The sequence below is a fragment of the Streptomyces kronopolitis genome, from assembly GCF_050953795.1.
Classification (GTDB): Bacteria; Actinomycetota; Actinomycetes; order Streptomycetales; family Streptomycetaceae; genus Streptomyces; species Streptomyces kronopolitis_A.
This window is the reverse complement of record NZ_CP191850.1, coordinates 5,908,884-5,932,363: the sequence shown is the minus strand read 5'-3', so window position 1 is coordinate 5,932,363 and position 23,480 is coordinate 5,908,884. Positions and strand designations below refer to the sequence as shown.

General features: G+C 71.8%; 20 protein-coding genes and 1 pseudogene. 7 read left to right on the top strand and 14 right to left on the bottom strand.

Annotation, left to right across the window (positions count from 1 at the left end; all coding sequences use genetic code 11):
• Positions 1-152: 152 nt before the first annotated feature.
• The 6 genes from ACQP17_RS26370 to ACQP17_RS26345 all read left to right on the top strand — a co-directional run bounded on the left by ACQP17_RS26370 (position 153) and on the right by ACQP17_RS26345 (position 6,512).
• Complete coding sequence (locus tag ACQP17_RS26370) at positions 153-638, top strand: Lrp/AsnC family transcriptional regulator (protein ID WP_372509135.1); 486 nt, start codon at positions 153-155, stop codon at positions 636-638.
• Positions 623-2,002: an aspartate aminotransferase family protein gene (locus ACQP17_RS26365; protein ID WP_433860010.1), complete on the top strand. Its 1,380-nt coding sequence runs from the start codon at positions 623-625 to the stop codon at positions 2,000-2,002. The genes ACQP17_RS26370 and ACQP17_RS26365 overlap by 16 nt, the downstream gene beginning before the upstream one ends.
• Before the next feature lie 225 nt (positions 2,003-2,227).
• Positions 2,228-2,968 carry an ABC transporter ATP-binding protein gene (locus tag ACQP17_RS26360; RefSeq protein ID WP_249636867.1) on the top strand — a complete coding sequence of 247 codons (741 nt, stop codon included), beginning with the start codon at positions 2,228-2,230 and terminating at the stop codon, positions 2,966-2,968.
• Entirely contained in the window at positions 2,950-4,122 is a 1,173-nt protein-coding gene (locus tag ACQP17_RS26355; protein WP_433858485.1) for a hypothetical protein, read from the top strand. Before ACQP17_RS26360 ends, ACQP17_RS26355 begins: the two co-directional genes overlap by 19 nt.
• Before the next feature lie 118 nt (positions 4,123-4,240).
• Positions 4,241-5,416 carry an LOG family protein gene (locus tag ACQP17_RS26350; RefSeq protein WP_433858484.1) on the top strand — a complete coding sequence of 392 codons (1,176 nt, stop codon included), beginning with the start codon at positions 4,241-4,243 and terminating at the stop codon, positions 5,414-5,416.
• A 166-nt stretch (positions 5,417-5,582) separates the two neighbouring features.
• Positions 5,583-6,512 (top strand): hypothetical protein, encoded by a 930-nt coding sequence (locus tag ACQP17_RS26345; protein ID WP_433858483.1) that lies wholly within the window; start codon positions 5,583-5,585, stop codon positions 6,510-6,512.
• Positions 6,513-6,560: 48 nt separating this feature from the next.
• On the opposite strand, the gene ACQP17_RS26340 is transcribed toward ACQP17_RS26345, so the two are convergent.
• The 11 genes from ACQP17_RS26340 to rpsB all read right to left on the bottom strand — a co-directional run bounded on the left by ACQP17_RS26340 (position 6,561) and on the right by rpsB (position 18,792).
• Positions 6,561-7,637, bottom strand: coding sequence for an ABC transporter ATP-binding protein (locus tag ACQP17_RS26340; RefSeq protein ID WP_433858482.1), 1,077 nt, complete (start codon positions 7,635-7,637; stop codon positions 6,561-6,563).
• Entirely contained in the window at positions 7,638-9,305 is a 1,668-nt protein-coding gene (locus ACQP17_RS26335) for an ABC transporter permease (RefSeq protein WP_433858481.1), read from the bottom strand. It abuts the gene before it with no gap.
• Positions 9,306-9,343: 38 nt separating this feature from the next.
• Positions 9,344-10,414, bottom strand: a complete 1,071-nt coding sequence (locus tag ACQP17_RS26330; protein ID WP_433858480.1) for a thiamine ABC transporter substrate-binding protein — start codon at positions 10,412-10,414, stop codon at positions 9,344-9,346.
• A gap of 259 nt (positions 10,415-10,673) precedes the next feature.
• Positions 10,674-11,780, bottom strand: a complete 1,107-nt coding sequence (rlmN, locus tag ACQP17_RS26325) for a 23S rRNA (adenine(2503)-C(2))-methyltransferase RlmN (RefSeq protein WP_433858479.1) — start codon at positions 11,778-11,780, stop codon at positions 10,674-10,676.
• A gap of 120 nt (positions 11,781-11,900) precedes the next feature.
• Positions 11,901-13,010 (bottom strand): DUF1152 domain-containing protein, encoded by a 1,110-nt coding sequence (locus ACQP17_RS26320; protein ID WP_433858478.1) that lies wholly within the window; start codon positions 13,008-13,010, stop codon positions 11,901-11,903.
• Between the two features lie 142 nt (positions 13,011-13,152).
• A complete protein-coding gene (locus tag ACQP17_RS26315) occupies positions 13,153-13,518 on the bottom strand; it encodes an RNHCP domain-containing protein (RefSeq protein WP_433860009.1) in 366 nt (121 codons plus the stop codon).
• Positions 13,519-14,091: 573 nt separating this feature from the next.
• Positions 14,092-15,258 carry a phosphatidate cytidylyltransferase gene (locus ACQP17_RS26310; protein WP_433858477.1) on the bottom strand — a complete coding sequence of 389 codons (1,167 nt, stop codon included), beginning with the start codon at positions 15,256-15,258 and terminating at the stop codon, positions 14,092-14,094.
• Positions 15,258-15,815, bottom strand: coding sequence for a ribosome recycling factor (gene frr, locus ACQP17_RS26305; RefSeq protein WP_006602824.1), 558 nt, complete (start codon positions 15,813-15,815; stop codon positions 15,258-15,260). The genes ACQP17_RS26310 and frr overlap by 1 nt, the downstream gene beginning before the upstream one ends.
• A 175-nt stretch (positions 15,816-15,990) precedes the next feature.
• Positions 15,991-16,761, bottom strand: a complete 771-nt coding sequence (gene pyrH / locus ACQP17_RS26300) for a UMP kinase (RefSeq protein WP_189099982.1) — start codon at positions 16,759-16,761, stop codon at positions 15,991-15,993.
• A gap of 162 nt (positions 16,762-16,923) precedes the next feature.
• A complete protein-coding gene (tsf, locus tag ACQP17_RS26295) occupies positions 16,924-17,760 on the bottom strand; it encodes a translation elongation factor Ts (protein WP_433858476.1) in 837 nt (278 codons plus the stop codon).
• 108 nt (positions 17,761-17,868) lie between these two features.
• On the bottom strand, positions 17,869-18,792 hold the full coding sequence (gene rpsB / locus ACQP17_RS26290; RefSeq protein ID WP_433858475.1) for a 30S ribosomal protein S2: 924 nt from the start codon (positions 18,790-18,792) through the stop codon (positions 17,869-17,871).
• Positions 18,793-19,006: 214 nt separating this feature from the next.
• Here rpsB and ACQP17_RS26285 point away from each other — a divergent pair, with 214 nt between their 5' ends.
• Complete coding sequence (locus ACQP17_RS26285; protein WP_433858474.1) at positions 19,007-20,383, top strand: peptidoglycan DD-metalloendopeptidase family protein; 1,377 nt, start codon at positions 19,007-19,009, stop codon at positions 20,381-20,383.
• Between the two features lie 470 nt (positions 20,384-20,853).
• On the opposite strand, the gene ACQP17_RS26280 is transcribed toward ACQP17_RS26285, so the two are convergent.
• The 3 genes and pseudogenes from ACQP17_RS26280 to ACQP17_RS26270 all read right to left on the bottom strand — a co-directional run.
• Positions 20,854-21,393, bottom strand: coding sequence for a TetR/AcrR family transcriptional regulator (locus tag ACQP17_RS26280; protein WP_364879005.1), 540 nt, complete (start codon positions 21,391-21,393; stop codon positions 20,854-20,856).
• A gap of 124 nt (positions 21,394-21,517) precedes the next feature.
• Positions 21,518-22,354 (bottom strand): RNA polymerase sigma factor WhiG, encoded by an 837-nt coding sequence (gene whiG / locus ACQP17_RS26275; protein ID WP_189099976.1) that lies wholly within the window; start codon positions 22,352-22,354, stop codon positions 21,518-21,520.
• 360 nt (positions 22,355-22,714) lie between these two features.
• A pseudogene (locus ACQP17_RS26270) lies at positions 22,715-23,407 on the bottom strand (DNA-processing protein DprA); the annotation flags it as partial.
• Positions 23,408-23,480: the final 73 nt, after the last annotated feature.

Sequence of the window (23,480 nt, the reverse complement as noted above, 5' to 3'; positions counted from 1 at the left end):
CGGTGATGTGGCTCCAGCCTAGTCATGGAACCCACGTTTTCGACACACCCGCCACTCATGAACAACGGAATCAGTGAAATTTCGATCGCGACACGACTAATTTCATCGGTTGAGGGTTGCAAGACAGACGAGGCTCGTGCACAGTGAAAGTCGTGGCGCCTACTCGTAACAGTCCTGACAGAACCGGCACTCCGTCGATCGACTCCGTCTCCCTGGCGATCATCGAGCAGCTCCAGGAGGACGGGCGCCGTCCGTACGCCGCGATCGGCAAGGCCGTGGGCCTGTCCGAGGCGGCGGTACGCCAGCGCGTGCAGAAGCTGCTCGACCAAGGCGTGATGCAGATCGTCGCGGTCACCGACCCCCTCACGGTCGGTTTCCGCCGGCAGGCAATGGTCGGCATCAACGTCGAGGGCGACCTCGACCCCGTGGCGGACGCGCTGACGGCCATGGAAGAGGTCGAATACGTCGTCATGACCGCGGGCTCCTTCGATCTCCTCATCGAGATCGTCTGCGAGGACGACGACCACCTGCTGGAAATGATCAACAAGCGGATCCGCACGCTTCCCGGCGTCCGGACCACCGAGAGCTTCGTGTACCTCAAGCTCCGGAAGCAGACCTACACCTGGGGAACGAGATAACGATGAGCGGCGACCTCTCCAAGACGGCCTACGACCACCTGTGGATGCACTTCACCCGCATGTCGTCGTACGAGAACGCCCCCGTGCCCACGATCGTGCGCGGCGAGGGCACCAACATCTACGACGACAAGGGCAAGCGCTACATCGACGGCCTCGCCGGCCTCTTCGTGGTCAACGCCGGCCACGGCCGGGTCGAGCTCGCCGAGACCGCCTACAAGCAGGCGCAGGAGCTGGCCTTCTTCCCCGTGTGGTCCTACGCCCACCCCAAGGCCGTGGAGCTGGCCGAGCGCCTCGCCCACGAGGCCCCCGGCGACCTCAACAAGGTCTTCTTCACCACCGGCGGCGGCGAGGCCGTCGAGACCGCCTGGAAGCTGGCCAAGCAGTACTTCAAGCTCGTCGGCAAGCCGATGAAGCACAAGGTCATATCCCGTGCGGTCGCCTACCACGGCACCCCGCAGGGCGCCCTGTCGATCACCGGTCTGCCCGGCCTGAAGGCCCCCTTCGAGCCGCTGGTCCCCGGCGCGCACAAGGTCCCGAACACCAACATCTACCGCGCCCCGATCCACGGCGACGACCCCGAGGCCTTCGGCCGCTGGGCCGCCGACCAGATCGAGCAGCAGATCCTCTTCGAGGGCCCCGAGACCGTCGCCGCGGTCTTCCTGGAGCCGGTGCAGAACGCCGGCGGCTGCTTCCCGCCGCCGCCCGGCTACTTCCGGCGGGTCCGCGAGATCTGCGACCAGTACGACGTGCTGCTCGTCTCCGACGAGGTCATCTGCGCCTTCGGCCGCCTGGGCACCACGTTCGCCTGTGACAAGTTCGGCTACGTCCCGGACATGATCACCTGCGCCAAGGGCATGACCTCGGGCTACTCCCCGATCGGCGCCTGCATCATCTCCGACCGCCTGGCCGAGCCGTTCTACAAGGGCGACAACACCTTCCTGCACGGCTACACCTTCGGCGGCCACCCGGTCTCCGCGGCCGTCGGCGTCGCCAACCTCGACATCTTCGAGCGCGAGGGCCTCAACCAGCACGTCCTCGACAACGAGGCCAACTTCCTCAACACCCTGGAGAAGCTGCACGACCTGCCGATCGTCGGCGACGTCCGCGGCAACGGCTTCTTCTACGGCATCGAGCTCGTCAAGGACAAGGTCACCAAGGAGTCCTTCAACGAGGAGGAGACCGAGCGCGTCCTGTACGGCTTCCTCTCCAAGGCGCTGTACGACAACGGCCTCTACTGCCGCGCCGACGACCGCGGCGACCCGGTCATCCAGCTCGCCCCGCCGCTGATCGCCGACCAGCCGGTGTTCGACGAGATCGAGCAGATCCTGCGCACGGTCCTGACCGAGGCCTGGACCAAGCTCTGACGCTCTGATCCCCGCGGCACCGCGCACCGCGCGCGCGGTCAACTGAACAGCCAAGAACGGCCCGGATTCGCTCACTTCAAGCCATACGAGTGAATCTGGGCCGTTGTGCTGCCAAGCGACGAATACCGGGGGTCACCAGTACTTACCGTGCTAGGGACCGATACCCTCCATGGTCGTTCACCCGGTCGGGGGAACGATTCGACGCCTACAACAAGAGGTGCGCAGATGGTGGCCCCGCCTGACAACGACGTTCTCTGGGCCCGCGGCCTGCACCACACACACGGCGGCACCTCCGCCCTCGCCGGAGTCTCCGTCGGCGTCCGCGAAGGCGAGATCCTCGCCGTCACCGGCCCGCGCGGCAGTGGCAAGACCACCCTCCTGAAATGTCTCTCCGGCCAGCTCGTCCCGACCGAGGGCGAGGTCTGGTTCAACAGCTCCCCCGTGCACACCCTGTCCTCCCCCAGCCGCGAGCGGCTGCGGCTGGACCGGTTCGGCTGGATCGACACCGAACCGCACCTCGTGCACGAGCTGACCGCCTGGGAGAACGCCGCCCTCCCGCTCCTGCTCCGCGGCACCGGCACCCGCTCGGCCAAGCACACCGCCCTCGAATGGCTCGACCGCCTCGACGTCGGCATGTGCGCCGGGCGCCGCCCCGCCAAGCTCGACCAGTCCCAGCGCCAGCGCGTCGCCATCGCCCGGGCCCTCGCGACCACCCCCCAGGTGCTGTTCGCCGACGAGCCGACCGCCCCGCTGCACCGCACCGACGGCACCCAGGTGCTGCGCACCCTGACCACCGCGGCCCGCTCGCACCAGATCACCGTGGTCCTGGCCACCCACGACCCGGACGTCGCCACGCTCGCCGACCGGACGGTGGCGCTGCTCGACGGCCGCCGGTCGAACGCCGCCCCGGACACCTCCGGTTCCTCCGATGAGGAAAGCAGGGCAGCGTGCTCGCTCTCCGTCTAGCCCGCGGCTCGCACCCCCTCGTCCTGCTGCGCCGCCTGTCCGTGGCCGCCGCCGCGGCCGGCACCGGGTTCCTGCTGCTGTCCACCGTGGGCCACGCCGCCGGCCACCCGTCCGCGGCCGAGGAGTCGCTGGTGCGCCTGCTGTGGTGCGCGGCGCCGCTGGCGGCCACGGCCCAGTTCGCGGTCTCCACCGCCCGTACGGACCCCGCCGCCCGTCTCCAGCGCGGGATGGCCGCGGCCGGGCTGGGCCCGCTGCGCCTGACCCTGCTGGCCACCGCCTCCACCGCGCTGACCTGCCTGCTCGGTGTCCTGCTCGCGCTGCTGGCCTTCCTGCGGCTGCGCGGCGACCTGGGCGGTGCGGGCGGCGGCGCCTCCCTCGGCATCGACTCCGATCTGCTCGGCGCCGGCCACCCGGTGCCGCTCGGCGGTGCCCTGCTGCTGCTGGCGACGGTGCCGCTGACCGCCGCGGTCGCCACCGCCGTCGCCCTGCGGCCCCGCGACGAGAACGGCTCCCGCGAGCGCGCGGCCCGCCTGCGGACCGCGCCGCCCTCGGGTCTGCCCTGGGGCATCGCGATGGCCGCGGCCGGCCTGGCCGTCGAGGCGTACGCCGGCCCCGGCCGGCACGCCACCGGCGCACTGCTGCCGCTGCCCGGCCGGCTGATCGGCAGCCCGCCCGCCGTGCTGGCCGGCTGGGCGCTGTCCGCGTTCGGGCTGGTGCTGGCCGGTCCCGGGCTGGTGCATCTGTGCGGCCGGCTGCTGTGTGCCGGGCGGCCGGGCGCGCTGCGTCTGCTGTCCGGGCGGGTGCTCCAGGAGGAGTCGCACCGCCTGGGCCGCCCGCTGGGTGTGCTGTGCGCGGTGGCCTCCGCCGCGTTCGCCGCCGTGAAGGTCTACGAGGCCTCGCCCGCGCGGCCGTTCGGACCGCTCACCGCGGTCGGCGCCGCGGTGGTCCTCGCCTGTGTGACCGCCAGCGCGCTCACCGCCGCGCTGGAGTCCCGCACGGCCCGCGCCCACACCACGGCCGCACTCCGCCGGCTGGGGGCCTCGGCCTCCGTCCTGCACCGCGCGGCGGCCCTGCGCGGCCTGGCCCTGGTGGTCGTGCTGGCGCCCCTGACGTGGACGGTCGCGGAGATGGCCACGCTTCCCCTGGTGCACTGAGGGACCCGGCCGGATCTCCCCGGAGCGGGGCGAGGGGGCGGTCCGGCGGCAGGGCGCACGCGTGCCCGCGGCCCCGGACCGCCCCCTCGCCCCCGGGGCGCGGCGCCGCGGTCCTACGATGACGCACGTGCAGTCGAATTCACCGGCCTCCGCCGCCCGCCGTTCCCCCGCCCACGACGACCGGAGCGCCCCCGGCGACCGCGAGATCGAGTCCCTGGAGGAGTTCGACCGGGTCCTCGCCTCGGGCACCCTCGCCGGACACCGCGTCCAGTCGGTCGATCTGACGGACCGTACGTTCGCGCTGCTCGGCACGGACACCACGGACGCGGTGTTCCTCGGCTGCGCCATGGAGGACGCCGCCGACGCCAAGATACGGGCCGGGGGCGCACTGGTCTTCCCGCCCGTGCCGGACCTGCCGTTCGATCCCTACCGGGGCGCGCTGTACGGCCCGGACGAGCTCTTCGCGCGGCTCGTCGACGGCGGCTACGAGGCCACCCCGGACGCCCGCACCTACGACTGGTTCCAGCGGACCAAGGCGGACGGCGACATCTTCGCCTCGATGCTGCGCAGCATCCACGACGACGCGGTCTCCGACGCCCTGGACGAAGACCTCGCCGGTGCCCGGGTGGTGGGCGTCATGGGCGGCCACGCCCTGGAGCGCGGCTCGGCGGCCTACGCGGGCGCGGCCCGGCTCGGCCGCCGGCTGGCCCGCGGCGGCCTGACGGTGGCGACCGGCGGCGGCCCGGGCGCGATGGAGGCGGCCAACCTCGGCGCGTACGCCGCGCCCTTCGAGGACGGCATGCTCGACTCGGCGCTGGAACTCCTCGCCAAGACGCCGCACTTCGCCCCGTCGGTCACCGACTGGGCGCGCGCCGCCTTCGCGATACGGCGCGACTGGCCGGACGGCGGCGCCTCGGTCGGCATCCCCACCTGGTTCTACGGACACGAGCCGCCGAACGCCTTCGCCTCCCGCATCGCCAAGTACTTCGTCAACGCGGTGCGCGAGGACGGCCTGCTGGCGCGCTCGCGGGCCGGTGTGGTGTTCCTGCCCGGCGCGGCCGGGACCGTCCAGGAGGTCTTCGACCACGCGACGCCCAACTACTACGGCTCACGGGGCGAGCCGGCCCCCATGGTGCTGGTGGACCGCGCGCACTGGACCGAGCACCTCCCCGCCTGGCCGCTGCTGCGGGCGCTGGCGGCCGAGCGCCCGATGGCGGCCCGGATCGCGCTGGTCGACTCGGTGGACGAGGTCCCCGACACCCTGGCCCGGCTCGGCGCCGGAGAGCCCGCCTGACCCGGCGGCGGGCGGCCCGCGCACCCGCGCACCGGGCCCGGGGCCGTTCCCACGGGACGGCCGAACAGGTGTGTTCGGCCGTGGCAGGCAACTCCGGTCCCCGATTGCACGTCTGCCAGTCCGGCAGTACACGGACAGCGGGGACAGCGGGCGAACGGAGCTCTTGGTGATCATCGGTCTTCTGACGGCCGTGGCGGCCTCGGCCGGCTACGGCACGGGATCGGTTCTGCAGGCGCTGGGCTCGCGCAAATCCGCCCGGCGGGAGGCCGCCAAGGCCTCCGCCTCCGGGGTCACCCAGCACGGCGGACCCAGCCTGGCGTCCACCGCGAAAGCGGCGGTGACCTGGGAGTTCATGCTGGGCACGGTGCTGGACTTCGTGGGGTTCGGGCTCGGTGCGCTGGCGGCCCGGCTGCTGCCGCTGTTCCTGTCGCAGACCGTGATCAGCGCCAACCTCGTGATCACCGCCGTGCTGAGCGTCAAGCTGCTCGGCCTGCGCCTGAGCCGCGCCGAGTGGACCTCCATCGCGGTGGTCTGTTCGGCGCTGGTGCTGCTGGCCACGGCCGCCGGGCCGGAGGGCGGCGGCCACACCCCGCTCGCCGCCCACTGGTGGCTGCTGGCCGCCTCCGTCGTGCTCGTCGGCGGGGGCACCGTGGTCGTGCGGCTGCTCGGCGCGCGGGCCGCGATCCTCGCGGGGCTCTTCTCCGGCCTGGGCTTCGGCGCGCTCGGTATCGGTGTGCGGGTCCTCAACGGCGTCGACCCCTTCGACCTGCCGTCGCTGCTCGGTGACCCCGCGCTGTACGCGATCCTGGTCGCCGGTCTCGGCGGGATGTATCTGCACACCGTCGCCCTCCAGCTGGGCTCGGTGAACGGTGCCACGGCGGCGCTGGTGGTGGGCGAGACGGTGGTCCCCGGCGTGCTCGGGGTGCTGTGGCTGGGCGACTCCTCCCGGCCGGGCTTCGCCTGGGTCGCCGTGCTGGGCTTCGTGGTGGCCGTGGCCGGGGCCGTCGCGGTGGCCTGGTTCGGCGAGCCCGAGCCGGGGGCGGCGACGGACCCGGCGCCGGCCGGTGAGGTGCCCGCCGGGACCGCGGCGGGCTGAGGCCACCCCCGCCGGACGCCGCGCGGGCCCCGGCGGGCATCCGCGCGGTCAGTCCGCCGGACCCCCGGCGGCCAGCACCACCACGTCCCGCTCGGCGAAGGCCAGCCCCACCCGCGCGCCCGCCTCGGGCGCGTCCCGCAGCGTGCAGGCCGCCTCCAGCCGCGGTCCGGCGGCCGGCCGCAGCAGCAGCGAGACGTGCGTGCCGCGGAACGTGCGGGCCTCGACCGTGGCGCGCAGGCCGTCCGGGGCCTCCGTCAGCCGGACCCCGGCCGGGCGGACCAGCAGCCGGCAGGGCCCGTCCGCGGTGCCGTCCGGGACCGGCACCGGGCCCCAGGGGGTGGCGGCCGCCCGGCCCCGCACCGTCGCCCCGACCACGTTGTCGAAGCCGAGGAAGCGGGCGACGAATTCCGTGGCGGGCCGCTGCCAGACCTCCAGCGGAGTGCCGCTCTGGGCGATCCGGCCGTCCTGCATCACCACGACCCGGTCGGCGAGCGCGAAGGCCTCGCCCTGATCGTGGGTGACGGCGAGCACGGTCGTGCCCAACTCCCGGAAGAGCCCGCGCAGTTCGACGACCAGCCGCTCGCGCAGCCCGCGGTCGAGCTGGCCCAGCGGCTCGTCCAGCATCAGCAGCCGGGGGCGGGGGGCCAGCGCGCGGGCCAGCGCGACCCGCTGCTGTTCACCACCGGACAGCGAGGCGACGGCCCGCCGCTGGGTGCCCGGCAGTCCCACGAGGTCGAGGAGTTCGGCGACCGTCCGCCCCCGCTCGGCGCGCGCGACCCCCCGCATCCGCAGCCCGAAGGCGACGTTGCCCTCGACGTCGTGCTGCGGGAAGAGCTGGTGGTCCTGGAACATCAGGCCGACCCCGCGCCGGTGCGCGGGCACCCCCCGCTGCTCGCCTCCCTCCAGCAACACCTGCCCGGCGTCGGCCTGCTGGAGACCGGCGACCACCCTCAGCAGGGTGGACTTCCCGCTGCCGCTCGGCCCCAGCACGCACACGATCTCCCGCGCGGCCACGTCCAGGTCCACCGCGTCGAGCGCGGGGTGCCCGACCGTGGTGAAGCGGACACTCACCCCGCCCAGCCGCAGCAGCTCCGGCTCCGGTGCGGTGGTGTGCTCTGCCGTCATCTAGAACTCCCCGGAGTGGTCGGCGGGACGCAGGCGCTCCAGCGCCAGCAGGGCGCCGGCACACACGACCATCAAGAGGGTCGACAAGGCCATCGCCTGCCCGTAGTTGGTCTCCCCCGCGCGTCCCAGCAGGCGGGCCACGGCGACCGGCAGCGTCGGCCGGTCCGGGCGCGCGATGAAGACCGTCGCGCCGAACTCGCCGAGCGACACCGCGAAGGCGAAGCCCGCGGCGATCAGCAGCGCCCGGCGCACCAGCGGCAGGTCGACCTCGCGCCAGGCCCGCCAGGGCGAGGCGCCGAGCACGGCGGCGGCCTCCCGCAGCCGCGTGTCGACCGCCCGCAGGACCGGCAGCATCGTGCGGACCACGAACGGCACGCCCACCAGCGCCTGGGCGAGCGGCACCAGCCACCAGGAGGCGCGCAGGTCCAGCGGCGGGGTGTCGAGGCTGATCAGGAACCCGAAGCCGACGGTCACCGCGGAGACCCCGAGCGGCAGCATCAGCAGCGCGTCGAAGCCCCGCACGAACCGGCTGATCGCGGGCGTCCGTCCGGACGGGCCGCGGCGCAGCCGGGGCAGGGTCAGCACCGCGGCGGCCAGCCCGCCCACCACCACGGCGATGACCGTGGCCGCGGCCCCGTAGGCGAGCGAGTTCCACAGGGCGTCCAGGGGGGCGACGGCGAAGGTGCTGTCGGCGTTCGCGGCGGACCGCAGCGAGGTGTAGAAGACGGTGCCGTAGCCGTCCGGTCCGGCGAACGACCGCTCGACCAGCACCACCAGCGGCGCCAGCAGCAGGACGGCGATGACGGCCAGGGTGCCCCAGAGCAGTGCCCACTGGCCGCCGCCGCGCGGCCGGTGGGCGGTCCGCGCGGCGTCCACCAGCCGCAGCGCCGATTCGCGGCGGCGCACTGTCCAGGCATGCAGCGCCAGCACGCCCAGGACCGCGGCGAACTGGACGAGGGTGAGCACCGCGGCGGTCGGCAGGTCCAGGAAGTCCGCGGTCTGCCGGTAGATCTCCACCTCCAGCGTCGAGAAGGTGGGCCCGCCCAGGATCTGCACCACCCCGAAGGAGGTGAAGGTGAAGAGGAAGACCATCAGGGCGGCGGCCGCGACGGCCGGGCCCAGCGCGGGCAGCGTCAGCCGCCGCCAGGCCTCGAAGCGCCCGGCGCCCAGCACCCGCGCCGCCTCCTCCTGCCGCGGGTCGAGCTGCCCCCACAGCCCGCCGACGGTGCGGACGACCACGGCGTAGTTGAAGAAGACGTGCGCCAGCAGGATCGCCCACACCGAGGTGTCCAGGCGCACCCCCCACAGCTCGTCGAGCAGTCCGCCGCGGCCGAGGAGCGCCAGGAAGGCCGTGCCGACCACGACGGTGGGCAGCACGAACGGCACCGCCACCACGGCCCGCAGCAGCTGCTTGCCGGGGAAGTCGAAGCGGGCGAAGACATAGGCGCCGGGCAGCGCGATCAGCAGGGTCAGCGCGGTCGAGGCGGCCGCCTGCCAGACGGTGAACCACAGCACGTGCGCGATGTCCGGGTCGCTCAGCACCGTGCCGAACCGGCCGAACTGCCAGTGTCCGCCGTCCTTCAGCCCGCGCCCGACGATCGCCACGACCGGATAGGCGAAGAACAGCGCGAAGAAGACGAGCGGCACGGCCAGCAGACCGAGCCGCACCGCCGTCCCCTTCGCGGGCCTGCGGACGCGGCCGCGGGTCACTTCAGAACGAGCGAGGACCACTGCTTGATCCACTGTTCGCGGTGGCGGGTGATCGTCTCCGGGGCGAGGGTCGCCGGCTTGTCGATGGTGGCGCCGTACCGGGTGAACACCTCCGGCACCCGGGCGTCCGTACGCGCCGGGTTGACGAACATCTGCAGCGGCTCGTCCTCCTGGAACTGCTTGCTCAGCAGGAAGTCCAGCAGCGCCTTGCCGCCCTTCTCGTTCCGCGCGCCCTTGAGCAGACCGCCGAATTCGATCTGCCGGAAGCAGGTGCCGGTCGCGACCCCGGTCGGTGCCTGCCGGGGCGCCGGCTTCGTGCCGAGCACCTCGGCCGGCGGGCTGGAGGCGTAGGAGACCACCAGCGGCTTGTCGCCCTTGCCCTTGCTCGCCGCGGAGCCCGAGAAGCGCTGGTTGTAGGCCTGCTCCCAGCTGTCGACGACGTCGACGCCGTTGGCCTTGAGTTTCTTCCAGTAGCCCTGCCAGTTGTCCTTGCCGTAGGCGGCGACGGTGGCGAGCTGGAAGGCGAGCCCCGGTGAGGAGGTCGCCGGGTTCTCCGTGACGAGCAGCCCCTTGTAGCGGGGCTTGATCAGGTCGTCGAAGGTCTTCGGCGGCGCGATCTTGTGCCGGGCGAAGTAGCCGCGGTCGTAGTTGACGCAGATGTCGCCGTAGTCGAGCGGGGTGACACGGTGCCGGGCCTTGTCCAGCTGCAGCCCGGCGGGGACGTGCCCCAGCCCCTTGGCCTCGTACGGGCTGAAGAGGCCCTCGTCCAGGCCGCGCGAGAGCAGGGTGTTGTCGATGCCGAAGAAGACGTCGCCCTGCGGGTTGTCCTTGGACAGGATCGCCTGGTTGACGGCCTTGCCGGCGTCCCCGCCCTTGAGGACGCGGACCTTGTAGCCGCTCTGCTTCTCGAAGGCGGCGAGCACGGGCTTGGAGACGCTGAACGAGTCATGGCTGACCAGCGTGACGGTCTTGGCGTCCGCACCCCCCGGGGCGCCGCAGCCGGCCAGCGCGGCCGCGCCCAGGGCGGCGGCGACGGCCGCCGCGGTGATTCTGCTGGTGGTGCTCACTGGATGTCCTCCTGGCGGGCCAGGACGAGACGCTGCCCTGCCCGCGGTCCACGGCTCGTGACGTGCGAGGACGCACCGAGCGGACAGCGGGCAGGGCACAACAGCATGAGTGACGACCGAGCTTCCTACCCGGAATGACCCGGGCGAGGTTCAAGGGTCTGCGGGCACCGTAGGACTACGGCGCTTCCGCACTCTCAGCGCTGTGGCGCTCCCCTGTCGGAATGTGTATGTGTGCGATCACACGATACCAGCGGGGCGGTCAGCGCTCCGAGGCCGCCAGCTGCCCGCAGGCCCCGTCGATCTCCTGCCCACGGGTGTCGCGGACGGTCACCGGCACCCCGTGCGCCTCGATGGCCTGGACGAACGCCCGCTCGTCCTCGGGCCGCGACGCGGTCCACTTCGAGCCCGGCGTCGGGTTCAGCGGAATGAGGTTCACATGGACGCGCTTGCCCTTCAGCAGCCGTCCCAGCAGGTCACCGCGCCACGCCTGGTCGTTGATGTCCCGGATCAGCGCGTACTCGATCGAGATCCGCCGCCCGGACTTCTCGGCGTACTCCCACGCCGCGTCCAGCACCTCACGCACCTTCCAGCGCGTGTTGACGGGCACCAGGGTGTCCCGCAGCTCGTCGTCGGGCGCGTGCAGCGACACGGCCAGCCGGCACTTGAAGCCCTCGTCGGCGAACCGCAGCATCGCCGGCACCAGCCCGACCGTCGAGACGGTGATGCCCCGCTGCGACAGCCCCAGCCCGTCGGGCTCGGGGTCGGTCAGCCGCCGGATCGCCCCGACCACCCGCTTGTAGTTGGCGAGCGGCTCCCCCATCCCCATGAAGACGATGTTGGACAGCCGCGCCGGCCCGCCCGGCACCTCGCCGTCGCGCAGCGCACGCATCCCGTCGACGATCTGGTGCACGATCTCGGCGGTCGACAGGTTGCGGTCGAGCCCCGCCTGTCCCGTCGCACAGAACGGGCAGTTCATCCCGCACCCGGCCTGCGAGGAGATGCACATCGTGACCCGGTCCGGATACCGCATCAGCACCGACTCGACGAGCGTCCCGTCGTGCAGCTTCCACAGCGTCTTGCGCGTGGTGTCGTCATCACACGAGACGTGCCGCATGACCGTCATCAGCTCGGGCAGCAGCGCACCCGCAAGCTTCTCCCGCGCCGCCGCCGGGATGTCGGTCCACTGCGCCGGATCATGCGCATAACGGGCAAAATAGTGCTGCGAAAGCTGCTTCGCACGAAACGGCTTCTCCCCCACCGCAGCCACCGCTTCGCGACGCTCCACAGGACTGAGATCAGCAAGGTGCCGCGGCGGCTTCTTGGCCCCGCGCGGCGCGACAAAAGTAAGTTCTCCGGGTGCAGGCATGGTGCGTCCAGTGTGGCAGATCGTCCGGGGCGGCCCCGGCGGGTACGGGGTGGGGGCCGTCACCTTCGGGCCGCACCGTCCTCGCCGGTCGTGGCGGCCACGTCACCGTGGGTGCACTCCTCACGCACTCGAGGTCCGGCCCGTTCCCCCGATCCGCCACAGCGGCGCCTCGTACTGCTCCGGGCGGCGTCTGAGCAGCAGCTCCCTGAGGTCCTTGCGCTGATGATCCCCGAGGCCGGAGGCTTCGGTGAGCCGGCCGAACGTGGTGTGGGTGACGCCGCGGGAGCGGGCGTCGGCCTCGTACTCGTCGAGCTGGTGGAGGACGGCTGCCGGGTCGAGTTCCTGGGGCGCCCGGCTGCCGAGCCAACTGGCCTTGTTGCGTTCGTAGTCGATTTCGGAGAAGCCGCAGATCTCGCGGCTGTGCTGCTCGACCTGGTGCAGGTTCTCCGTGTCGAGGATGGCTCGGGCGAGCTGGCTGCGGTTCAGGGCCTCGTCGAGGTCGACCTCGTACACGACAGGGCCTTCGTCGGTGAGCGGGACGGGCAGGCCGGCGTCCCGCACTTCGCAAAGCCCGCGGGCGCCTCGTGCCGTGGCGGCGAGCAGGGCCATGGCCTCGGAAGGGTGCCATTCCAGTACTGCGCCGAGGGGTGTGACGTGCTCGGCCGTGAGTGTCAGGACGACGGGGCCCAGGCGGTCGCGGAGGGCGTCGGCGGGGAGGTCGCCGTCGAGGCCGGGGCCGGCTACCAGGAGGCGTACGGGGTGGTTGAGTTCGCAGCATGCCGCGAGGGTGAGGGCGTCCGCGAGCGGGCTGCGGAGGGTGGGCTCGTCGCCGCGGGCGAGGAGGTCGCCGCCCACGTCCAGGAGGTCGATCGACTCCGGCTCCATGTGCCGTACGAGTTCTTCGAGTTGGCGGATGATGCCCTCGGCGCCGTGGTGCGGGTCGGTGAGCGCGAAGGTCTGCGGGAGGGCCGCGGCCAGCCCGGGGAGCGTGGAGCGTGCGGGGGCGATGGGGGCCGCGTCGGCGGGCACGGTCTGCACGCTGCGGGTGAGGTGGCCTAGGCCGGTGAAGTCGGCCGGTCCCTTGGGGCCCGGCACGGGGTCGGGCAGGAGGCGGTCCCATGCGTAGGTGAGCACCGTCGCCGGGGACGCGTCTGCGTGGAGGGCGGCGTCCAGGATCGCTGCGGCAACGGCGTCGCCGCCTCCCCCTGCTGCCACGATCAGGCGGGTCACATGCGTCAGCGTAGGGCCGGCGGACGGCCGCGGCCATGCAGCGAGAAGGGCATCACCGGGCCCTCAAGGGCCCGGACCGCACGCACCGGAGTGGCCGTGCGGCAGGCCGGTGCGGCCCCCGCCGGGGCGGGGGCCGCGGGGCTCAGACGAGCCTGCGGGAGCGGGCGGACCCGCCCGCTTCGTGGCGGCTGATCCCCGTGCGCATCACGGTGAGGACCTGGTCGAGGTCGTCGCCCTGACGGGGGTCGTCGGCCATGCGGTTGCGGCGGCGGACGCCGCAGCCGGTGCAGCGGTGGACGATCATGTAGCCCTTGGTGGAGTGGTGGTCGACGGCTTCCGGGCGCATCAGGGCCCGGCAGTCGCCGGCACGGTCTCCGGGGCGGACGTCCACGTGCAGGGAGTACAGACACCGCGGGCAGTGGTTGCGGTAGCTCCCGTTGACCAGGGGCGCGACCTCGGTGCCGCAGTGACCGCAGGTGAAGCCGGTGTTCTCGGTGGTTCTGCTGATGGTGCTGCTCCTCGGCGAGTCGAAGGGATCTTCAACTCGGAGGCGCAGGGTTCCGTTGGCTCTCCCCCGTGGAGGGGTCTCAGGCTCGGCTGGTGAGGGACGCGGTTCACCGCTCGCTTCTCGGGCGGGCGATTACTTCCGGCTCCAGCTTCATCAGGGCGTACTCGCAGCCCCGAATCCGGACCACGACCGGGTTTGTCGGTTTGTCCCGGTCACTGTCACGCGGGCTTCCCCACGTGCCGCCGGTAGGTGTCGGTCCAGCCTCACTGACGTCGGCGCCGTCCCCCGTCAGGCAGCACCTGCAGCGGCATAGCGCTTCTTGGTCACGCCACCTCCTTGTCCAGGTCGGGGTGTGCCGAAGCCGCCGGACGGCTTCGGAGGATGATGTCCATTTTATGCCGCGGCGCCACGGGACCGGTATGACTTTTCCGCGGCGGGTGGGGACGCCGGCGCCCGGGTCGCCGGCGCCCCGCCCGGGCATCACCGGACGCCCACCCGCCCCCGTACCGGCGCACAGCGAAAGCGGGGGCGGCGCCGGAATCCCGGCACCGCCCCCGCCACAGCGTCCAAGCCTCAGCCGGACCCCACGAAGACCACGAACAGCAGCCAGACGACGGGCGCGGTCGGCAGCAGGGAGTCGAGGCGGTCCATGATGCCGCCGTGACCGGGCAGCAGCGTGCCCATGTCCTTGATGCCGAGGTCCCGCTTGATCATGGACTCGCCGAGGTCACCCAGGGTGGCGCTGGCCGCGACCGCGAGGCCGAGCAGCAGGCCCTGCCACCAGGCGCCGTGTGCGATCAGGAACTCCATGCACAGCGCGCCGGCCACCATGGCGAAGAGCACCGCGCCGACCAGGCCCTCGCGGGTCTTGCCGGGGCTGATGCGCGGGGCGAGCTTGTGCTTGCCGAAGCGCCAGCCGACCGCGTACGCGCCGGTGTCGCTGACGACCGTCAGCAGCAGGAAGGTCAGCACCCGCTGCGGCCCGTCCGCCTCGGCCGCGAGCATCATCGCCACGAACGTCGCGAGGAAGGGCACGTAGAACGCGGCGAAGACCCCGGCCGTGACGTCCCGCAGGTAGTTCTCGGGCGCCTCGGTCATCCGCCAGACGAGGACGGCGAGCGCGGTGAGCGCCATCGCCACCCAGGCGCCCTCCGCGCCGCGGACGTACCCGGCGACCACCATGGCGGTGCCGCCGACCGCGAGCGGCACCAGCGGCACCTTGACGTCCTTGCGCTCGGCCAGCCGCGAGGTCAGCTCCCACAGGCCCACGACCACGGCGATCGCTATCACGCCGATGAAGACGGGCTTGTAGACGAAGAGCGACGCAACGATGATCACGCCGAGGCCGACGCCGACCCCTATCGCGGCACGGAGGTTGCGGCCCGCGCTCTTCTTCTTCGGCTTCTCTGAGTCCGGCGAGCTGTCGGACCCGGAACGAGAGGTGGGCATGGGCTCCTGCGGCTTTTCGTCGCGGAACAGGGGGCCGCTCAGGCGAGCAGCCCCCCGGTCGTCCAGGTGATCCCGGTTTTCCCGGTTATCCCGATGTTCCCGGTCGTCGTCCTGGTGTCCGCCTGGCCCGGGCACGACGGGCATGGGCCGAGTCTGCGCCGCGTCGCCCCAGTCGTACACGGGACCCGCCGGGACGGGGGGCGCCACCCCTCGAAGCGAGGAGGCCGGTGCGTGGTCGGGCGGTCCCCATTGACCGGCGCCGGGCGGGGCCCCCCAGGAAGACTCGTTCATCAGACCTCGAGGAGCTCGGATTCCTTGTGCTTGAGGAGCTCGTCCACCTGCGCGACGTACTTCGCGGTGGTGTCGTCGAGCTCCTTCTCGGCGCGGCGCACCTCGTCCTCGCCGGACTCCTTGTCCTTGACGAGCTTGTCGAGGGTCTCCTTGGCCTTGCGGCGCACGCTGCGGATCGAGATCTTCGCGTCCTCGCCCTTGTTCTTCGCGACCTTGATGAACTCCTTGCGGCGCTCCTCGGTCAGCTCCGGGAAGGTCACCCGGATGATGTTGCCGTCGTTGCTCGGGTTGACGCCGAGGTCGGAGTCGCGGATCGCCTGCTCGATGTTGCGCAGCGCGCTCTTGTCGAACGGGGTCACCACGGCCATCCGCGGCTCGGGCACCGAGAACGACGCCAGCTGGTTGATCGGCGTCATGGCACCGTAGTAGTCGGCCACGATCTTGTTGAACATCGCCGGGTGCGCACGCCCGGTGCGAATCGCGGCGAAGTCCTCCTTGGCGACCACGACGGCCTTCTCCATCTTCTCCTCGGCCTCGAGGAGGATCTCTTCGATCACCACTTGCTCCTGGTCTTTTCGGTAAGAAGCAGAGCCTCGCCCCTGCCGCACGTCTTCTCCTGCACGGTGTCCGACCGGCAGGCCGTTGTCCATCCCCGTACCGGGGTCTGCCCCGGGCCGGGAGTTGCCGCCCGTACAGGCCGATGCCCGTACGGAACCATGGCAGTTGGGGCCGTCAGGCCCGGGTGCCCTGATCGCTGACGAGCGTGCCGATCTTCTCACCCTTCACCGCACGTGCGATGTTGCCCTCGGCGAGCAGTTCGAACACGAGGATCGGGAGCTTGTTGTCCCGGCACAGGGTGATGGCGGTGGCGTCGGCGATCTTCAGGTCGCGGGTGATGACCTCGCCGTATTCGAGCGCGTCGAACTTGACCGCGTCCGGGTTCTTCTTGGGGTCGGAGTCGTAGACCCCGTCCACGCCGTTCTTGCCCATCAGCATGGCCTCGGCGTCGATCTCCAGGGCACGCTGGGCGGCGGTGGTGTCGGTGGAGAAGTACGGCATGCCCATGCCGGCGCCGAAGATGACGACCCGGCCCTTCTCCAGGTGGCGCACCGCGCGCAGCGGGATGTACGGCTCGGCGACCTGGCCCATGGTGATGGCCGTCTGGACGCGGGAGTCGATGCCTTCCTTCTCCAGGAAGTCCTGGAGGGCCAGACAGTTCATGACGGTGCCGAGCATGCCCATGTAGTCGGAGCGTGCCCGGTCCATGCCGCGCTGCTGGAGTTCCGCGCCGCGGAAGAAGTTGCCGCCGCCGATCACGACGGCGATCTCGTATCCCTCGCGCACCACGGCGGCGATCTCGCGGGCCATCGCGTGCACGACGTCGGGGTCGACGCCCAGTCCGCCGCCGCCGGCGAACGCTTCGCCGGACAGCTTCAGCAGGAAGCGCTGCCTGCCGCCGTGACCGGCATGGTCGGAGTGCGCGCCGTCGGCACCGTGAATCATTGAGCTCTCCTCGTGCACATACGAAGAAGGCCATTGCCGTGGGTCTGGTCCAGATCCCTCTGCGGCAATGGCCTCCTCGTCACATCTGCGGCCGGCCGTTGAGCGGCCGACTGCGTACGACCCTAGCGGGGTCGCAGGTCATTCGCTGCCTTCGCGACAGGCTCAGGCGCCGACGCGGATGCGCGTGAAGCGCTTCAGCGTGACACCGGCCTCGTCCAGAACCTTCTGGACGGTCTTCTTGTTGTCCTTGGCGAACGGCTGCGCGAGCAGCGTGTTCTCCTTGAAGAAGCCGTTGACGCGACCCTCGACGATCTTCGGGAGGGCGGCCTCGGGCTTGCCCTCCTCCTTCGCGGTGGCCTCGGCGACACGACGCTCGTTCTCGACCACATCGGCCGGAATGTCGTCCTTGGAGAGGAACTTCGGCGCGAACGCGGCGATGTGCTGCGCGATGTCCTTCGCGACCTCGGCGTTCTCCTTGTCCAGCTCGACCAGGACGCCGACCTGCGGCGGGAGGTCGGGCATGGTGCGGTGCATGTACGCCGCGACGAAACCGTCGGAGAACTGCGCGAAGCGGTCCAGGACGATCTTCTCGCCGAGGTTGGCGTTGGCCTCGTCCACGTACGCCTGGACGGTCTTGCCGGCCTCGATCTCGGAGGCGAGCAGGCTCTCCAGGTCGGCGGGCTTGGTGGCGGCGACGTGCGCGGCGAGCGCGTTGGCGACGGCCTGGAACTTGTCACCCTTGGCGACGAAGTCCGTCTCGCACTTCAGCTCGAGCAGCACGCCGGCGGACTCGTCGTCGGCGATCAGGGAGACGACGGCACCGTTCTCGGCCGTACGGCTCTCGCGCTTGGCGACGCCCTTCTGGCCCTTGACGCGCACGATCTCCACGGCCTTGTCGACGTTGCCGTCGGCCTCGTCCAGGGCCTTCTTGCAGTCCATCATGCCGGCGCCGGTGAGCTCGCGGAGCTTCTTGACGTCAGCGGCGGTGTAGTTCGCCATGGTCTGTGAATCTCTTCTCGAAATCTCGAAGTCGAAAGATCTACGGGTGGACGGCGGGGGCGGCGCCGGTGGCGCCCTCCCCCGCCGTCATCAGCCGGTGACTGCGGGTCAGGCCTGCTCGGCCGGCTTCTCGGCGTCGGCCGGCTTCTCAGCCTCGGCCTCGGCGGCGGGGGCCTCGGCAGCGGGGGCCTCGGCGACCGGGGCCTCGGCGGGCTTGTCCTCGGCCTTGGGGGCCTCGTCGTCAGCCTTCTTCTCGCCCTCGAGCAGGTCGCGCTCCCACTCGGCCAGCGGCTCGGCGGCAGCGGCCTTCTCGCCGGGCTTCTGGTCGCCGGTGGCGGCACCGGAGCGGGCGATGAGGCCCTCGGCGACGGCGTCGGCGATCACGCGGGTGAGCAGGGTGACGGAGCGGATCGCGTCGTCGTTGCCCGGGATCTTGTAGTCGACCTCGTCCGGGTCGCAGTTGGTGTCGAGGATCGCGACGACCGGGATGTTGAGCTTGCGCGCCTCGCCGACGGCGATGTGCTCCTTCTTGGTGTCCACGATCCAGACGGCGCTGGGCACCTTCTGCATCTCGCGGATACCGCCGAGGGTCTTCTCCAGCTTGGCCTTCTCGCGGGAGAGGACCAGGAGCTCCTTCTTGGTGAGGCCGGAGGCGGCCACATCCTCGAAGTCGATCTGCTCGAGCTCCTTCAGGCGCTGCAGGCGCTTGTAGACGGTCGAGAAGTTGGTCAGCATGCCGCCGAGCCAGCGCTGGTTCACGTAGGGCATGCCCACGCGGGTCGCCTGCTCGGCAATGGCCTCCTGGGCCTGCTTCTTCGTGCCGACGAACATGACCGAGCCGCCGTGGGCGACGGTCTCCTTGACGAACTCGTAGGCGCGGTCGATGTACGACAGCGACTGGAGCAGGTCGATGATGTAGATGCCGTTGCGCTCGGTGAAGATGAAGCGCTTCATCTTCGGGTTCCAGCGGCGGGTCTGGTGCCCGAAGTGGACGCCGCTCTCCAGCAGCTCCCGCATCGTGACGACGGCCATGGCCGTACTCCTTGTTGTTCTCGGTTTCACTGCGGCCGGGCGGCCGCGGTGCCTGACGCCCCGACGCGCCTGCCGGGAAGACACCTTGCGGAGCCGTCCGAGGACCGAGGAGCGCGGCCGTCGTGCTGCCCGAACGGGACTGGTGCACTGACGACGGGGCGTGCGAAGTCGACCCGGTGACCCGGATCGCCACCAGAAGTGTACGGGACGGGCGATGCACCGGGCGACACGCACCTTTTCGAGCCCCGACCGGGTGACACCGTTGTCCACAACCGGCCGCCCGTCCACAGCTCCGGACCAAGATCCCCACGCTCCCGCCGCCCTGCGCCACCGTCGATCCATGCGACGACACCCCCGACGGAATCCACCCCTTCGATGCGGGACGACCAGCGGCCTTTCCCCCTTCCGCAGCCTTGGCCGGGAGGTCCGGGCGCGGGAGTGCCGGGGGTCCGGCTCCCGGTCGGCGGGACCCTGGGCGTCGGGCCGCGAGTCTCCGGAGGCCGGGGCGCCCGGCCCGCTGCCTCCGAGGGGCCGGGCGCCCCGGCCTCCGGTACCGCCCGAGGAGCCGTGGGCTCGCGGCCCGAGCTGTTTCTTCCCCGCCCGCGCCGTCGAAGTGCTGCTGGCCCCGGCGGCGGCTGCGGTACTCGCCTTCCTGGGGCCGGGCCTTGCGAACGCTGCCGCCGCCCCGGTGGTGGGCCCTGCCGTGGAGCGCGGCCCCGCCGCCCGGGTGGCGGGCCGCACCGTGGAGCGCGGGCCCACCGCCCAGCTGCCGGGTTCGGCGGCGGGACGCGGGACGCCGCCGGCGGCTGGGCGGGGCGACGGGCGAGGTGGCGGCGCCAAGGAGTCCGCCGACCCCCGCGCCGAGATCCCCACCGAGGAAGAGGAACGAGCCTGGCCTGTAGCGGGACCGGCGGGGATACAACCCACCGTGCTGCGCGGCTGGGACCCTCCGCCGTCTCCCTGGGCGGCCGGGCACCGCGGTGTTGACCTGGGCTCATCCGCCGGCGCGGCGGTACGGGCCGCCGCTCCTGGCAAGGTGACGTACGCGGGAACGGTGGCCGGCCGCGGCGTCCTGACCATCGAGGTGTCCCGCTCGGGCCGCCCTCCCTTACGCACCACCTACGAACCGGTGGATCCCACGGTCCACACGGGGCAGCACGTCACGGCAGGCCAGCAGGTCGCCGTGCTCCAACGCGGCCCGTTCCACTGCCGGGCCCCGTGCCTCCACTGGGGCCTGCGACGCGGCAAGACCTACCTGAACCCACTGTCACTGCTCCCCCGGAGCATGCTCCTCGGCGGCCCGTCACGCCTGCTACCGATCTTCGGCATCCCTGTCCCGGCGGACGACGGCGCGGCCCCCGGGTCCCCAAAATCACCCGAACCAGCGGCCCACGCCCGTCCCGCGACACCGACCCCAGCCGCCCTCCTGGGCACTCTCACTCTCGCAGCCGCCGCACTCTGGGCACTCGGACGACTCCGGCGCGGTCGGAGAGCGGGGGCGGTCGGGAAGGGAGGTGTGCACGGAGGGGCAGGCGGCGTCGGTTGTGGGGACGGTGGGAGGTGCACGCGGGGGCGTGTGGGCGAGAGCTGACGCCGGTGGTGAGGGTGGCCGCGGGGGTGAGGGCCTCGTGGCCGGTGTCGGATCACTGAACGTGGAGCCCACCCGTGTCACCTGTCACCGGGCGACTGGGCAGTGGGAGCGCCGCCCGTGGAACCACCGGGCGACCGGGCTACCGAGCGATGAGCGCGCCGGCACCTGAGAGCACCGAGTGACCGGGCTACCGAGCGGTGGGGGCGCCGGCACCTGAGAGCACCGGCCGGTGAGGCCGCGCCAGCGTGGCCAGAGGCGGTGAGGCTCCCCCGGCGGGACCCATGCCTGGTGAACCCACCGCGGTAACCCCACTGCCGGGGGGATGGCGCCACTGCGGGGGTCCCACCGCGGGCGGGTGACCCCGCCGCGGAGTGGGGCTGCGTGCTGCCCGTTGTCGGGCACGAGGGTGGAGGCGGGGAGGAGGGTGGGGTGGGGGCGGGGGGGAGGAGCCCCCGGGGGAAAGTCCCAGGTCAGCCGCGGACTCCGCGGAGGACCATCGCGACCGCCGCCTCCGTGATCTCCCCGGGGTCTTCCGCGGCACCGAGTTCGATGCGGCGGACCGCGGAGTCGACGATGCCCTGGAGGAGCATGGCCGCGAGTCGGGGCTGGTCGTGGCCGAGGGCGGCGAGCGCTTCGACGATCATGGCGATGAGGCCGCCGTGCGCCGCGCGGATCTTCTCGCGGGCACCGGCGTCCAGCTCGCCGGCCGAGATGGCGACGACGGCGCGGTGGCGGCGGTCGCCGACGAGGGCGAGTTGCCGACGCACATACGCCTCGATCTTCGCCTCGGGCGTGTCGGCCCGCTGCATCGCCGCCTCGACCTCGGCCGCCCATACCGGGAAGTCGACGGCGCACAGCTCCTCGACCACGGCGGCGCGCGAGCGGAAATACTCGTACACGGAGGAGCGCGCGAGGCCCGTGCGCTCGGCGAGGGCGGGGAAGGTCAGTGCTTCCGTTCCGCCTTCGGACAGCAGGGTGCGGGCGGCGTCCAGAAGGGCGCCGCGCTGCATCGTCCGGTGCTCGGCCACGGAGGCCGCTCGAATCCTTGGCACGCCACCACTCTACGGATGACGCACCCGCCGCGGCACTCCGTATGGCGACATGGCGTGGGAAGGCCCGGCGCGGGCGAGGTGATCAGCGTCCGACGTCGGCGAGTTTCGCCCGTAGTTGGAGGACGGATTTGGTGTGGATCTGGCTGACCCTGCTTTCGGTGACGCCGAGGACGTTGCCGATCTCCGCGAGCGTGAGGCCTTCGTAGTAGTAGAGCGTGACCACGGTCTTCTCGCGCTCGGGGAGGGTGTTGATGGCCCGTGCGAGCAGCCGCCGCAGCTCGCGGTCCTCGGCGATCTCCACCGGGTTCTCGGCGGCGGTGTCCTCGAGGGTGTCCATCAGGCTCAGCCGTTCGCCCCCCTCACCGCCGACGTGCAGCAGCTCCTCCAGGGCGACCACGTTGGCCAGCGACAGCTGACTGAAGACGCTGTGGAGTTCCTCCAGTCCGATGTCCATCTCCGCGGCGACCTCCGCCTCGGAGGGGGTACGGCGTAGCTGCGCTTCGAGGGTGGCGTAGGCCCGTTCGACGGCGCGGGCCTTCTGCCGTACGGAGCGCGGGATCCAGTCGAGTGCGCGCAGTTCGTCGATCATCGCGCCGCGGATGCGGGTGATGGCGTAGGTCTCGAATTTGATGGAGCGTTCGGGTTCGAATTTCTCGATGGCGTCGATCAGCCCGAAGACTCCGGAGGAGACGAAGTCGGCCTGTTCGACGTTGGGGGGCAGGCCGACGCTGACACGGCCGGCGACGTACTTGACCAACGGTGAGTAGTGCAGGATCAACTGTTCCCGCAGCCGCCCGTCCCCTGACGCCTTGTAGGAGCGCCACAACTCGTCGAGCGAGGTGGGCGGGGCGGGGCGCACGCTGCCGCGTGCGGCGGGTGGTACCGCCGCACGGTCAGACCCGGAGGTGTGCTGGGGCATTCGTCGCCTTGAGCCGTTCTGCCGAGACGCGGGTGGATGGATGCATGTGGGTTCAATTTGCCTGTGAGCGTAGCGTGACCGCAGCGTTGCGGTGTGCGATGACGGCAGGTTCAGGGGGCGCAGATACGTTCCGCTGCCCGCACCCGGGGGTTACCTCGTACGGCGTGGCGACATCCGGACAAGGGGCCGGTCGCGGCCCTGCGGAGGACGGCGCGGACGGACGCGGTGGCGCGGCGTGCGGGACGCCGTGCGCCCCTGCGTCGCGTCGCCGGCTCCCCATGGGACGGTCGCGGGCACCGAAGCGTGGCAAACCAGGATTCTGCGGTCATTCCCCTCACCCTTTCACCCGTTCGCCCCAGGTCAAGCACCGCCTCGCCGGGAACAGGGGGTGGCCTCGGCGCGTCGCGCCAACTGCCAGTGATCGCCGCACCTTTGCACGAATCCGAGGGACAGCAGCTCGAAGAGCTTGCCCTGGGTCACCTCTCGGGGCGTGCCGGCCTCTTCGGCCAGGCGGCCGGTGTCCGCGCCGCCCCGTGCGGGCAGCGCCTCCAGGACGCGGGTGGCGACGGGGTCGAGGAGGTCTCGGGTGAGGGTGGGTCCCGGTCGGCCGGGGGCGAGGTCGCCGATGCTGCCGACGAGCTCGATGACCTCGTCGGCGTCGGTGACCACCGCGGCCTCGTCGCGCAGGAGTTGATGCACGCCGGCCGACAGGCTGCTGGTGACCGGGCCCGGCATGCCCATCGTGAAGCGCCCGAGGGACAGTGCCCGCCGGGCGGTGACCAGTGAGCCGCTGCGCAGTTCGGCCTCCACGACGACGGTGCCGCGGGTGAGCGCGGCGATGACGCGGTTGCGCTGGATGAAACGGCTGCGGGTGGGGTGGTCGCCTGGCGGTAACTCGGCGACGACCAGGCCCTGTTCGGCGATCCGTCCCAGAAGTTCGGTGTGGCCGCGCGGGTAGGCGTAGTCGACGCCGGAGGCCAGGACGGCGATGGTCGCGCCGGTCGCGGCCAGTGCGCCGCGGTGGGCGGCGCCGTCGACGCCGTAGGTAATCCCGCCAGTGGGATGTGCTTCTTCACTCCGAAGTGTTAAGCCGTTTCCCCTACTCAGGGCGGGGGCGACGACGGTC

Coding starts and splice junctions, on each gene's coding strand:
- pyrH (WP_189099982.1), bottom strand. CDS start 16,761: ATGATTCACGGTGCCGACGGCGCGCACTCCGACCATGCCGGTCACGGC.
- ACQP17_RS26280 (WP_364879005.1), bottom strand. CDS start 21,393: ATGCAGCGCGGCGCCCTTCTGGACGCCGCCCGCACCCTGCTGTCCGAA.
- rlmN (WP_433858479.1), bottom strand. CDS start 11,780: ATGCCTGCACCCGGAGAACTTACTTTTGTCGCGCCGCGCGGGGCCAAG.
- ACQP17_RS26360 (WP_249636867.1), top strand. CDS start 2,228: ATGGTGGCCCCGCCTGACAACGACGTTCTCTGGGCCCGCGGCCTGCAC.
- whiG (WP_189099976.1), bottom strand. CDS start 22,354: ATGCCCCAGCACACCTCCGGGTCTGACCGTGCGGCGGTACCACCCGCC.
- tsf (WP_433858476.1), bottom strand. CDS start 17,760: ATGGCGAACTACACCGCCGCTGACGTCAAGAAGCTCCGCGAGCTCACC.
- ACQP17_RS26310 (WP_433858477.1), bottom strand. CDS start 15,258: ATGAACGAGTCTTCCTGGGGGGCCCCGCCCGGCGCCGGTCAATGGGGA.
- ACQP17_RS26285 (WP_433858474.1), top strand. CDS start 19,007: ATGCACCGGGCGACACGCACCTTTTCGAGCCCCGACCGGGTGACACCG.
- ACQP17_RS26340 (WP_433858482.1), bottom strand. CDS start 7,637: ATGACGGCAGAGCACACCACCGCACCGGAGCCGGAGCTGCTGCGGCTG.
- ACQP17_RS26350 (WP_433858484.1), top strand. CDS start 4,241: ATGACGCACGTGCAGTCGAATTCACCGGCCTCCGCCGCCCGCCGTTCC.
- rpsB (WP_433858475.1), bottom strand. CDS start 18,792: ATGGCCGTCGTCACGATGCGGGAGCTGCTGGAGAGCGGCGTCCACTTC.